General features: G+C 48.3%; 7 protein-coding genes. 6 read left to right on the top strand and 1 reads right to left on the bottom strand.

From position 1 onward, the window contains the following. Positions 1-2 precede the first annotated feature (2 nt). The 5 genes from J2Z28_RS14340 (at position 3) to dnaI (ending at position 11,948) form a co-directional block, all read left to right on the top strand. On the top strand, positions 3-3,203 hold the full coding sequence (locus J2Z28_RS14340) for an alpha-mannosidase (protein WP_211082985.1): 3,201 nt from the start codon (positions 3-5) through the stop codon (positions 3,201-3,203). Positions 3,204-3,459: 256 nt separating this feature from the next. Then, on the top strand, positions 3,460-4,779 hold the full coding sequence (locus J2Z28_RS14345) for a glycoside hydrolase family 125 protein (RefSeq protein WP_211082986.1): 1,320 nt from the start codon (positions 3,460-3,462) through the stop codon (positions 4,777-4,779). Beyond that, positions 4,776-7,955, top strand: coding sequence for a beta-galactosidase (locus tag J2Z28_RS14350; protein WP_211082987.1), 3,180 nt, complete (start codon positions 4,776-4,778; stop codon positions 7,953-7,955). Before J2Z28_RS14345 ends, J2Z28_RS14350 begins: the two co-directional genes overlap by 4 nt. Next, on the top strand, positions 7,952-10,735 hold the full coding sequence (locus J2Z28_RS14355) for an alpha-mannosidase (protein ID WP_211082988.1): 2,784 nt from the start codon (positions 7,952-7,954) through the stop codon (positions 10,733-10,735). The genes J2Z28_RS14350 and J2Z28_RS14355 overlap by 4 nt, the downstream gene beginning before the upstream one ends. Positions 10,736-10,997: 262 nt before the next feature. Further along, positions 10,998-11,948 (top strand): primosomal protein DnaI, encoded by a 951-nt coding sequence (gene dnaI, locus J2Z28_RS14360; RefSeq protein ID WP_017692448.1) that lies wholly within the window; start codon positions 10,998-11,000, stop codon positions 11,946-11,948. A gap of 180 nt (positions 11,949-12,128) precedes the next feature. Here the strand turns inward: dnaI and J2Z28_RS14365 are convergent, their stop codons facing one another. Further along, the gene (locus J2Z28_RS14365; protein ID WP_143781130.1) at positions 12,129-12,284 is read right to left on the bottom strand and encodes a YqzM family protein; all 156 of its coding nucleotides are present in this window, start codon (positions 12,282-12,284) and stop codon (positions 12,129-12,131) included. Between the two features lie 262 nt (positions 12,285-12,546). Between J2Z28_RS14365 and trxA the strand changes: the two genes are divergently transcribed. Continuing rightward, complete coding sequence (trxA, locus tag J2Z28_RS14370; protein ID WP_017692451.1) at positions 12,547-12,864, top strand: thioredoxin; 318 nt, start codon at positions 12,547-12,549, stop codon at positions 12,862-12,864. The last annotated feature ends 228 nt before the right edge of the window (positions 12,865-13,092 follow it).

Below are 13,092 nucleotides of genomic sequence, written 5' to 3' on the forward strand. Positions count from 1 at the left end.
CGTTGGAACGTATCAGACGATTTATTCGCGAGTTGTCCGAACATCAGTGGCTGGAGCAATTACAGCTGCACAGCTGGGACATTACCCGCGCTTATTACAATGTGCCCGGACAGTATGAGGATCAGGGTGATTACCCGGAAGGGCAAGATTTTGAGCGTTTCCCGAGCAAACAGGGAACGACTTATTTCTTCAGAACACGTTTGGAGATTCCTGCTACATGGCAGCAAGCACCTTATGGGCTTGTATTTGAGACAGGCGGAGAAGGCTTGCTTCGGGTAAATGGGCACTCTTATCAGGGCCTTGACCGCAATCACACCTACGTCACCCTTGATCCGTACAAAGTTGGAATCAATCCGGAACTGGAGATCGAGATGTTTGATCCAGTACCTGAACCCGTGGACCCTTTGAATCAACAGGCGGTTATTCAGCCGCCAATCACATCGATTACGAGCCTGTTGGTAAGACCAAATGAAGCAGTTCGCAGTCTGATGTATACCGTCATTATTGTGCGTGATTCGGCTGTGTTGCTACCGGAAAGTGACTTTCGGCGGGTTCGCCTGTTAGAACTGGTGTATCGTGCGATGGATCAATTTGTAGGCATGTCAGTAGAAGAGATTGAGCATGGAGAGGGTATTCGTCAGATTGAGAATAATCTGAAGCATCATGTGCGTGAGATTGGTGGCAACGCGGAAGGTCTGGAGCATATGGTGGGACAGTCCCATATTGATATTGCCTGGCTGTGGCCTGTACGCGAGACGGTACGCAAAACGAGTCGTACCTTCTCCACCGTAGATGCACTCATGAATGAATATCCGGACTATGTCTATTCCCAGAGCCAACCCTTACTATATGCGTTTCTGAAGGAGCATGATCCCGAGCTGTACGCGCGGGTGAAGCAGCGGATTATAGAAGGTCGCTGGGAACTGGTTGGCGGCATGTGGGTTGAGCCGGATCTGAACATCCCGAGTGGGGAGTCCCTGATTCGCCAGATGTTATATGGTCAGCGTTTCTATATGGAGGAGTTTGGCAAGACATCACAGATTGAATGGCTGCCGGATACGTTCGGGTATTGTGCCTCCCTGCCGCAGATTTTGAAGCATGGCAATGTGGAGTATTTCATGACAACAAAGCTCGGATGGAATGACACAAATGTGTTTCCGTACGATCTCTTCCACTGGGTGGGCATTGACGGTACACCCATTCTGTCTTACCTCAATCATGGTGTTAACGAGCACACGCTGCCGAAGGACATTCATGATCACTGGCAGTCTTACCGTGAGAAAGCCGCGCATCCGGAGCACATGCTTCTGTACGGACACGGAGATGGCGGTGGTGGCGTAACACGCGAGATGCTGGAGTATGTGGATCGCTCAGACCTGATGGTAGGACAGCCCGCCAGTCGATATAGTACAGCTGGAGCTTTCTTTGCCGGAGTTGAAAAGGAGCAGTCTGTACTTCCGAAGTGGCATGGCGATCTGTATCTGGAGTTACATCGGGGAACCTACACGACACATGCGCGCAATAAGCGCAACAATCGGAAAGCTGAAGTTCTATATCGTGAAGCTGAATTGTGGAATACACTCGCTCTGCCAGATATGGAGGCGAATACCGAAGCTGAAGTACGTTCAGCACTGCATGACGGCTGGAAATTAATTTTGCTGAATCAATTCCATGATATTATTCCGGGATCAGCGATTACGGAGTCCTACGTCACTTCGAATGAGGAATATGTACAGGTATTTGAATTGGGCAGAACCGGACTGGATCAAGGTATTGCAGCATTGACAACGGGTATCAACACAGAGGGACCGGAAGGTTCATTAGCCTATGTTGTATTCAACAGCCTGGGCTGGAAACGCAGTGCAGTCGTTCAACTTCCTGTGCAGGATGGATTGGATCGCTACGGCATTGATGAAGAAGGCCAGCGCCTGCGAATGGATCGGGAGGATGGCAGCATGTCTATTCTCGTTACGGACATTCCGGCGTTTGGATATAAGACGATTTGGCTGGTACCGGAAAATACAAGGGAAACAAATGTAGGGAAAATGACAAACCTTGCCGCGCGGCCAACCTTTAATGATACATGGGATACCGCCTTTTATCATGTGCAGTTCAATGAACGTGGGGAGATCAGCCGTCTGTGGGATAAAACCGCGGAGCGTGAGATGCTGAAGCCGGGTGAACGTGGCAATCAACTCCACTTCTTCCACGATCGTCCAACGCTCTGGGATGCATGGGATATCGACAGTCGTTATGAGGAACAGATTGCTGGCGAAGTGGAACTGTTGGAGAAAAAGCTGGTGCTGGCGGGTACAACAAAGGATGTCCTGCGCTTCCGCTGGAAGCTTCATCAATCGGTGATCACACAAGATATCGTCTTTTATCATGATTCACGACGTATCGACTTCCAGACACAGGTGAACTGGAACGAAAATCACAAACTTCTGAAAGTTGGTTTCCCGATTGATGTGGTGACCTCCAAGGCAACATTCGAGATTCCATTTGGCGCACTGGAACGCCCAACACATCGCAACACAAGCTGGGAACAAGCGCAGTATGAAGTCTGTGGACATCGCTTCGCGGATGTATCCGAATATGGATACGGTGTGAGCCTGCTCAATGATTGCAAATATGGATACGACGTGCAGGGAAGCACCATCCGTTTGTCCTTACTTCGTGCGCCCAAATGGCCTGATCGCACAGCCGATCTGGGAGAACATGAATTCACGTATTCCCTTTATCCACATGACGGAGACTGGCGAACTGCACACACCGTACGTCAGGCTGCCGAGTTGAATCATGAGGTGACGGTACAGCAAGTGAAACAAGTGCAACAAAAGGGTCAGATACAACAAGAGCAGCAGATAGAGCAGGTACAGCCAAGCACAGGGACTGGAGTCGATCCACTTGCAGATGAAACTGCGGCACCTGTACGTCCAGCAACAGGCTCCTGGATTAACTTTAATAGTAACCATGTCATTCTGGATACCGTCAAAATGGCAGAGGATGGCCACGGAACAGTCCTTCGTTTCTACGAATCATCAGGCAAACGCGAAAACATCACATTGCAATGGCCACATGCCTTTGAGCAAGCCTTTCACTCCAACGCACTGGAAGAACCGGTTCAACCACTGGCCCATACCAATGGCCAGATTACACTATCTTTTAAACCTTACCAAATACAAACCGTGTTACTGCGGTAAACCTTTTTGAAATATTTTTGAGCTGTACATGTTCAACTAAACATTTACACGATAACGGAGAGGACAGAAAGAATTCGAAGAAGCGAAGCGTTCGCCTTTATCCCCAGATTTTCCCCTTTAGAAAAGGGAATCAAAAAAATCTGGGGATAACAGCGATCAGAAGGTTATTCTGTCATCGTAGTGGCTAGTGTGAATGTTCTCAGCTTGATCTTTTATAGCTACACCATTCAATTTGTTTAAGGAGTTGCACTCATCCATGGAACAGTTCAGATTACCCAAAATACCCATGCCACCTGTTGCTTTGCCACAATCCATTCAGGCCGTGCTCGAAGAAGCAGAACAGAAGCTGGCTCACCGACCGAAACTGCTTCAATTATTCAAAAACTGCTTCCCCAACACCATCGAAACAACAACCAAGTTGATGGAGGACGGTACGACTTTTGTGATCACGGGAGATATTCCGGCTTCCTGGCTGCGTGATTCCGTGGAGCAGGTTGTACATTACATTCCGTTTGCAAAAGAAGACGAGAACCTGCAACGCATTATTGGCGGGCTGATCAAACGTCATATCCAGTATGTTCACATTGATCCGTATGCCAATGCCTTCAATGAGACGGCCAACGACTGGCACTGGAACACCACGGACGAAACCGAGATGTCACCTTGGGTGTGGGAACGCAAATTTGAGATTGACTCATTATGTTTTGTTGTACGTTTGGCGTATTTATATTGGAAGGAAACCGAACTGACTGACATTTTCGATTCAAGCTTCAAAGCAGCGATGCGTAAAATTGTGGACCTATTCAAAGTCGAACAGCATCACATGGAACAATCTCCATATCGCTTCACTCGCAATAACGGTATCCCAACAGATTCCCTGCGCAATCACGGAAAAGGTATGCCAGTCAACTACACGGGGATGATCTGGTCCGGTTTCCGTTCCAGTGATGATGCATGTGATTTCCACTACAATATCCCTGGCAACATGTTCGCGGTTGTAGCTCTGCGCCAAATGCAGGAGTTTGCCGAGTGGGTGTTCCGGGATATGGAACTTTTGCAGGAATTGAAGGATCTGGAGCAGGACGTAGATCACGGCATTCAGTTGTATGGTATTTATCGTCATCCCGAATTTGGACCGATCTATGCGTACGAGACGGACGGTTATGGCAACCACTGTCTCATGGACGATGCGGGTACACCGGGACTTATGTCCATCCCATATCTGGGTTACGTCACAGCGGATAATCCGATCTACCAGAATACGCGCCGTTTTGCCCTGAGCAAAGAGAACCCGTTCTATTATGAGGGCAAGGTTGCCAAAGGGATCGGAAGTCCGCACACCCCACCAGATTACATCTGGCATATGGGATTGTCCATGCAAGGACTGACTGCGCAGTCTGCCGAGGAGAAACTGGAGATTATTCGCATGCTCGAAGCGACAGATGCAGATACAGGTTATATGCATGAAGGCTTCCACGCAGATGATCCAACGATTTTTACTCGAAAATGGTTTGCATGGTCCAACAGCCTGTTCTCCCAGTTGGTCTATAAATCCATGAAGGATGGCCTGTTATGAGTATCCAACCTAATGATAAAAAGCTGATTATCTTCGCTGACTCTACGTTTCCATTGGATGGTACTTTTCTAACTGAGCAGGCTCTGAATACATGGAAAGCAGTCGAAGAGATCACCGTTGTAAACGCCGAAGAACTTGCAGAGGCTTTGAAAGCTACAGCAGGTGAAGGATGTCTGGTCAATCTGCATGCACCCTATTTTCCCAAATCCGCTTGGACGGAGATTGTAGCTTATCTGCATCAGGGAGGGAGCCTGATTAGTGTTGGGGGTGCGCCCTTCAAACGTCCGGTTCGATATGAAAATGGGGCATGGGTTGTTGAGTCAGAGCAGACCGCATATCACCAGGAACTCTATATCCATGAGGCATTGAACGTATCTGCTACCAACGTGCAATCGTACACTTCTTCGCAGCAGATACCACTCCTTGCTGGCAAAGAGGGACTATTCGAGGTTGCAGATACATGGAATCTGGTTCCACATACAACCAAAACAAGTGATCTGCCTCACCAGATGGGTTCATCAGGACCGATGAGTACGCAGATTTACCCATTACTTCGTGGCATGAGTAAGGACGGGCGCAGTGTCGCCGCTCCTGTCGTTCTGTGGGAAAACTCCCGCGGGACTTTCGTTGGTTCACGCTGGATGTTTGTACATCTGCCGCTGACCACCTCATTCTGGACGCAGGATGGCGCTGACGAGATTGTGAAGTGGGCACAATTCTGTGCGCAAGGTGTAACTGAGTTATCCCTGAAAACGAATTATGCTTCGTATGAACCAGATGAGCGGGCTGTACTCACACTTCAAGGCCAGATTTTACAGCGTGCAGGCAAAAGGCGTACAGCGTCTGAGCTGTGGACATTCGACATAACAGTGGAGCATGAAGATCGCACAAGTGGCACGACGGAGAAGGTATGGAGCCATCGACTGGAGATGGAACTTTCCGGTGAGCAGCGGTTTGAACGCATACTTCTCCCGGTTTCCATTGAAAGTGGGCTGTATCGGATCGTATGCCGCGCGCAGGCACCTGACGGGGAAGTTCGGACCTTACGTCAAGGTTTCTGGGGACAGGATGCTGCACTGCTGGCAGAAGGGGAACTGATTACCCGCAGCAGGGACTATTTTGTAAAAGACGGACGTCCTCTGCCTGTTGTGGGCATGACCTACATGACCTCCGACGTGGCACGGAAATTTCTGTTTTTGCCGAACGCAGATGTTTGGGATCGAGATATGGCTCAGATGGCGAAAGCAGGAATCAACTGGATTCGGACCGGAATCTGGACCGCCTATCGCAACATGATGCAGGTGGACGGACATATGGCAGAGGATGTGCTTCGTGCCATTGATGCATTTATTTTAACGGCGAAGCGTCACGGCTTACAGGTCACATTCACCTTCTTCTCCTTTACACCGGAGACATGGGAAGGCACGAATCCGTATTTGGACCCGCAGAGTGTCGAGGCTCAGAAACGTTTTATCCGCAGCATCGTCAGTCGTCACACGCATACAACCCATGTGGACTGGGATCTGATTAATGAGCCATCGATGTTTGATCCGGTGCGCATCTTCTCGGCTGGCCCACGCTCGGCAAGAGATTCATATGAACAGCAGGCTTATATGGCTTGGCTTCAGCAGCGGCATGAGACGATTGAAGCGTTGCAGGAGGCATGGAACATGTCACCGAAGCAGCTTCCGAATTTTGCAGCCGCGGTCATCCCTGAGCCAGAAGAGATTAATTTTGATGTACAGGACATGCACAAGGCCAAAAAGGGAACACGCTGGCTCGATTACTGTCTCTTCTCTATGGAGATGCACAATGTATGGGCTAGAGAGCTTGTAAGTACAATCAAGGATCTGGTACCGGATCATCTGGTTACCGTGGGACAGGACGAAGCCCTTGGTGCACAGCGCCCTTCTCCGTTCTTCTATGAACGTGAAGTGGATTATACAACGGTGCATTCCTGGTGGTTAAACGATGATCTGATCTGGGACGGTATTTTCGCCAAAACGCCACATAAGCCAAATCTCATTCAGGAGACGGGCATCATGTATGTGGAAACTCCAGATGGACGAGCCAAACGTACAGAAGAAGAGCTTCGTGGCATTCTCGAACGCAAGTACGCCTATGCTTTCTCGACAGGCGGCGCAGGAGCGGTGCAATGGATATGGAACACCAACTTTTATATGGATAATGCCAATGAGTCTCATATCGGAGCCTTGCGTGCAGATGGTACGGAGAAACCAGAGGCAGATGTGTCTTATGATTTTGGCCGATTCATGCATGGCATTCGTGATCTCTTTGAAGACCGCGAGCTGGAGGATATTGCAGTCGTGTTCCCGTATTCCAATGACTTCTCCAACCGTGCCCTGGCCTATGATGCCACAACAAAGCTTACTCGCGTAATGTCTTATGATCTGAAATTGCCATTCCGTGCGTTATCCGAATATCATCTGGAAGCGTTGGAGCAACAGCCACCGAAACTGATTATCGTACCGAGTCCGCACAACATGGGCAGCGATGCACTTCATCAATTGCTCACGTTTGCGGAGAAGGAAGGCACGAGTCTGCTCATCACTGGACCACTGGGGCTGGATGCATACTGGAAGGCAACTGACCGGGCAGATCATATCGTAGGCAAACGCAGTCTGGGTAACGTGCAGCGAGAGGAATTGCTGAGTATTAATGGCGTGAATCACCGGGTGACCTATGGACGGCGTCGTATCGCTGAGGTGGCAAAGGAGACGTTGCTTCACAGGGATAATGGTACAGCAGATGAAGTACACGTTCTGCCTTTGGGCAAAGGGAAATTAATCTGGACTCCACTGCCGCTCGAGTTAAATGGACGGGACGAGCCACTTGCTGAATTGTATCGTTATGCGACTGAAATTTCGGGCATCGAACAGGAGTTGGAATGGATATCTGGCGGAGATATAGCAGGGATCTATGGTCGGAAGCTGAGTTTTCCAAAAGGAAATCTGTATGTATTTGTATCAGAGTTTGCCTTGAACCATGAAGTTCATGTGAGAGATCAACGTACAGGTGTATCGCATGCGTTCCAACTGGAGAAAAATCGTTCGGTGCTGTTTGCCACGGATGCTTCCGGAAAGCTGACTGCGGTGTATCGCCCTGATGAGGTTGAGATTGTACAACAAGATGACAGAGGTGGGATCACACGATGACCAAGAAAAAGAGAGCACATATTATTTCGCATACCCACTGGGATCGGGAATGGTACTTACCGTATGAGAAGCATCATATGCGTCTTATTCAGCTCGTCGATTCACTGTTGGATCAGCTTGATGAGGGATCGGACTACAAAAGCTTTTATTTGGATGGACAAACGATTATCATCGAAGATTATCTTCAGGTTCGCCCGGAGCAGAAGGAAAGACTGGAGAAGCATATCCGCAATGGGCGGATTGTGATTGGGCCATGGTACATTTTGCAGGATGCGTTTCTGACGAGTGGAGAAGCTAATGTGCGCAACATGCAGGTTGGACATAAAGACGCCAAGCGTTACGGCACACCTTCGAAAATTGGTTATTTTCCCGATACATTCGGATTGGTCGGACAGACCCCGCAGCTGATGCAGCAATCGGGCATTGATAATGTGTTTTTTGGTCGTGGTGTGAAGCCTACGGGATTTAACAATACGGTATCGGATGCCGGATATGAATCAAGCTTCTCGGAGCTGATGTGGGAAGGACCAGACGGATCAAAAGTGCTCGGCGTATTGTTTGCCAACTGGTACTCCAACGGAAATGAAGTTCCAGTAGACGAGGAATCGGCCCGCAAGTTCTGGGAAACCAAGCTTGCAGACGCTGAGAAATATGCATCAACGAATGAGTTGTTGTACATGAACGGATGTGATCACCAACCGATTCAGCGAGATCTGCCAGAAGCGATTCGCATGGCTGAACATTTATATCCCGATATCGAGTTTGTTCACTCGAATTTTCCAGAATATCTGGAAGCTTTGAGAGCATCGTCTGAACATGAACTGTCCACGGTCAAAGGCGAATTGCGCAGCCAGCGTACCGATGGCTGGGGAACTCTGGTGAACACCGCCTCGGCTCGTGTGTATTTGAAACAGATGAACCAGCTGGGCCAGACTATGCTGGAAAAAGTGGCTGAACCCCTGGCATCCTACGCCTATCTGCTTGGACATGCCTATCCACATGATCAACTGACGTATGCGTGGAAAACGCTGATGCAAAATCACCCACATGACAGCATCTGTGGATGCAGTGTGGATGAGGTGCATCGCGAGATGGTGACACGGTTTGATAAGAGCCGTCATGTAGCAGAGGCTTTAATTGAAGAGAGCACCAGCCAGATTGCTACAGCTGTTGATACCTCCATCTTTGAGCGTTACGGCGAAAATGCCCGGCCTGTTGTGGTGTTTAATACAACGGGTTGGGAACGCAGCGGTGTAGTTCAGATGGAGCTGGACGCGGCTCGGTTGTATTTCCGGGATGGACATACATTGGAAGAGATGGCGACGCAGATGAAAGCCGTTGACCTGTCAGATCGCATACTGGTAGATGAAGATGGTAATCACATTCCATGTACGGTGGAGGATCTGGGTCTACAATTTGGCTATGATCTGCCAGATGATCGCTTCCGTCAGCCGTATAGCTGTCGGCGCGTTCGTATTCGTTTTGAAACAGAGAATGTAGCGGCATTTGGCCTGAAAACCTATGCATTGGTCAACTTTGCGGATGATGCTAAGAGTGGTACTCCGTCGAAAACGACTACGCTGTTGCGTGGTGAACGTGGCATGGAAAATCAACATTTGATCGTCACGATTGCAGACAATGGTTCATTCACAATCACAGACAAACGAACAGGCCGGACTTATAAGGACCTTGGCGTGTACGAAAATGTGGGTGATATCGGTAATGAATACATGTTCAAGCAGCCAGAGAACGAAGTGGCGCGGACAACACAAGCGCTTCAGGCCGAGATTCGGGTCCTTGAGGATACATCATACTTGGCCTCGTTCGAAGTGATTCATCAGTGGGAAATACCGGAGTCAGCGGATGAGATGCTGGATCAGGAACAACGGGAGCTGATTTATTATCCATACCGTAAAGCCCAGCGTTCAACTAAAATGATTCCGCTCCAGATCCGCACGGTTGTATCGCTTAGTCGTAGTGGAAAAGGTGTGCAAATAGAAACAACCTTCAACAATCAGGCGAAGGATCACCGGGTACGTGCTCTTTTCCCAACGGATCTCGTATCTGCTGTTCATCATGTGGATTCCATGTTCGAAATTGCAACGCGTGATAACAAGCCTGCACCGGAGTGGCAAAATCCAAGCAATACACAGCATCAACAGAGTTTTGTAGATGTGAGTGAAAAAGAGGCGGGATTGGTCGTAGCCAATCTGGGTCTAAATGAATATGAAGTCCTTCAGGATGGTCGCAACACGATCGCAGTTACGCTGCTTCGTGCTGTGGGCGAACTTGGAGACTGGGGTTTGTTCCCGACACCGGAAGCACAATGCCTTGGTGAACATACATTTCAGATCGAGATTATTCCCCACGATGGCAATGGTGCAGCGTCAGGTGCATATATCGAGGCCTATCAGTTCCAGGTTCCTTGGACGCTGGCACAAACCGAAGTACACACGGGTTATCTGACACCTAACAACACACCGTTTGCATGGCAAGGAGACGGCTTGGCTTTTTCTTCACTCAAGGTGAATGAAGATTCCGGCGATGTCATGTTACGCTGGTTCAATATGACCACCGACTCTGCTACGTTGAAGTTTGCAACATCACAAGCGAATCCGCAGCCATTCGAAACGGCATACAAAAGCAACATCCTGGAGGAAGAGGGCGAAATACTTCATCTCAACAGCATAGAAGAGGCATCAACATTATCATTTGCCACCAAGGAATGGAACATACAGACAGGTTCATGCGAGATCGTTACTGTCGGCATGCGCCGCTGATCAAAGTTGTTTAAAGAGTCGAAAAACAGACTTTTGAACACACTCTAAAAGGTACAGACTGCAGGTGTGCTCTAAACTAGGCATTACGTACGGTGGCGGAAGGGTTACGCTATTTGCCAGATCTATGAGTTGAGTTATTGGTTGTTTTTCTATAGAATGAACAGTAGAATTGCAAATGATCGAAAGTCCCTATGCCATCAAGATGGTCAGGGGTACACTTCATTGTTCATTCTATATTGAAACATTAAGGGGGCTTGAAGCCATGGAATCCTTGGGAGGACTGCTTCAGCAGCTGAACCCTGCCTTTCGTGAGCAATCGCGGCGGATTGCGGCGGAATTGATGGAAAATCCGTACGTACGCGAATTCCGCGCAGGTCATCCTGAACTGCAAGATGCACAGCTCATGACTGATCTGAGCAAGCTGTTTCAGTACGCCAAAGACTCTAAGAACTGTGCGAATTGTCCGGGACTCGACAACTGTCCTAACGATTTTCAGGGCCACTTTTGCAAACTGGAAGTAGAACATTTTAACGGTAAACCCGAAATCATAGATATAAAAGCACCTTGTTCCAAACATATCGCCCGGCAAAATGAACATATCATTAAGCAACGCATTCGCAGTTTCTATGTGGACGAGCGTGCGCTCAGTGCCGGATACAACGATGTAGAGATTATGGGTAAGGATCGGATGCGTGCTCCAGCTGTGAATCAGGTGCTTCGGTATATTAGCGAGACCAAGGAGAACGGACTGTCTCCACAAGGACTTTTTCTGGAAGGAACATTCGGGACAGGCAAGACGTTTCTGATGTGTTATCTGCTGCATGAACTGGCGGTTGCAGGCCACACGGGTGTCATTATCTATATGCCTGACTTTGTGGAGGATCTGAAATCCATGATCAGTGAAGGAAACAAGCTGAAGGAAATGACGGATATTTTGAAAAGTTGTGATCTGCTCATCTTTGATGATATCGGGGCAGAGAATCTGAATCCTTGGGTACGAGATCATGTGATGGGGTCCATTCTGAACTATCGGATGAATCGCAAACCAACGTTCTATACGTCCAATTATAGTCTGGATGGGCTGGAGAAACATCTTAGCTTTACCAACCGGGACGGCGAGGAAATGAATAAAGGCCAGCGTCTCATGGACCGGATTCGTCCATTCGTGGATGTCATCTCCGTTCGGGGTGAGAATCAGCGCGGTAAACGTTGAACCGATCTAATTGAACGAAACGGTTCTGGACAAGGTTAATCTTCAAATTATCGGTGGAGCTTACGATTTAGAAGCTGAGCTGATTGCAATCAAAAGCTAAAGTAGTCCCAAAAAAAGCCTGGCTTTCGCATTGTCGCGAAAACCGGGCTTTTCTGGTCCTGCGTGAGATCTGTGAGTGTCCTATTCGGTGAGGAATTTGAAGATAACCATACCGAAAAAGATCACTGTCATCAGGCCAGCCATGCCGGCAACACCCGCGATCAGATCAAATAGATCGTTGCGAGGTTCCTCGTTCACATGTTCACGCGGGTCGTTGATCCGCACATTTGCATCCATGTTATTGCCTCCTTATGGGGAAACAGCTTGCCCGTATGGGGGCTGAAACCCGGAGTAATTTTAGTATACTTGGAAAAGAAAGCGTTTGTAAAGATTTTGAAGTTGGTATGCCACATCCTGTAATTGTGAAGATTTGATGTTGGGAAGATGAACATTGCAGCGTTCAATTCACAAGTTTGACGTACCTGTGTTATACTGGAAGTGTCGTTCACGACGTTACAGGTTAAAATAAACCGTAAGTATATATAAGGAGGACAATTTCATGGCTATTGTTAACGTATCCGATCAATCCTTCAACGCTGAAGTAGAAGGCGAAGGAACGGTTCTTGTTGATTTCTGGGCGCCTTGGTGTGGTCCTTGTAAAATGCTCGCTCCAATCCTGGAAGAGCTGTCCACAGAAGTTGGCGATGCAGTGAAAATTGCTAAAGTTAACGTGGATGAAAATCCGGAATCTGCTTCCCGCTTTGGCGTAATGAGCATTCCAACTTTGATCTTCTTCAAAGACGGTCAACCGGTAGATAAAGTGGTTGGTCTGAACTCGAAAGATGCGCTCAAAGGAATTATCGCAAAACACCAATAATTTACAGGCTTACACATACGCCTCCGGTTTACATGCCGGGGGCGTTTTGCGTCGAATACCTTTATATAGGACAATATAAAGTATACTATTTATATAAAATGAAACTGGAAATTTACATGTTTAACGAAGAAGACAGAAATGAACTGTAGAAGCGTAGCCGTTGCAATTTTTATCCGAGTTTCACCTTTAATATGTATTAGACTAATTACTCACACAATAGCCGAGAGA

This window comes from Paenibacillus xylanexedens (genome assembly GCF_017874615.1).
GTDB classification, from domain to species: Bacteria; Bacillota; Bacilli; order Paenibacillales; family Paenibacillaceae; genus Paenibacillus; species Paenibacillus xylanexedens.

What these genes read in the sequence shown, in the direction of transcription:
- J2Z28_RS14345 (WP_211082986.1), top strand. Translation starts at nt 3,460, where the DNA reads ATGGAACAGTTCAGATTACCCAAAATACCCATGCCACCTGTTGCTTTG.
- J2Z28_RS14350 (WP_211082987.1), top strand. Translation starts at nt 4,776, where the DNA reads ATGAGTATCCAACCTAATGATAAAAAGCTGATTATCTTCGCTGACTCT.
- J2Z28_RS14355 (WP_211082988.1), top strand. Translation starts at nt 7,952, where the DNA reads ATGACCAAGAAAAAGAGAGCACATATTATTTCGCATACCCACTGGGAT.
- dnaI (WP_017692448.1), top strand. Translation starts at nt 10,998, where the DNA reads ATGGAATCCTTGGGAGGACTGCTTCAGCAGCTGAACCCTGCCTTTCGT.
- J2Z28_RS14365 (WP_143781130.1), bottom strand. Translation starts at nt 12,284, where the DNA reads ATGGATGCAAATGTGCGGATCAACGACCCGCGTGAACATGTGAACGAG.
- trxA (WP_017692451.1), top strand. Translation starts at nt 12,547, where the DNA reads ATGGCTATTGTTAACGTATCCGATCAATCCTTCAACGCTGAAGTAGAA.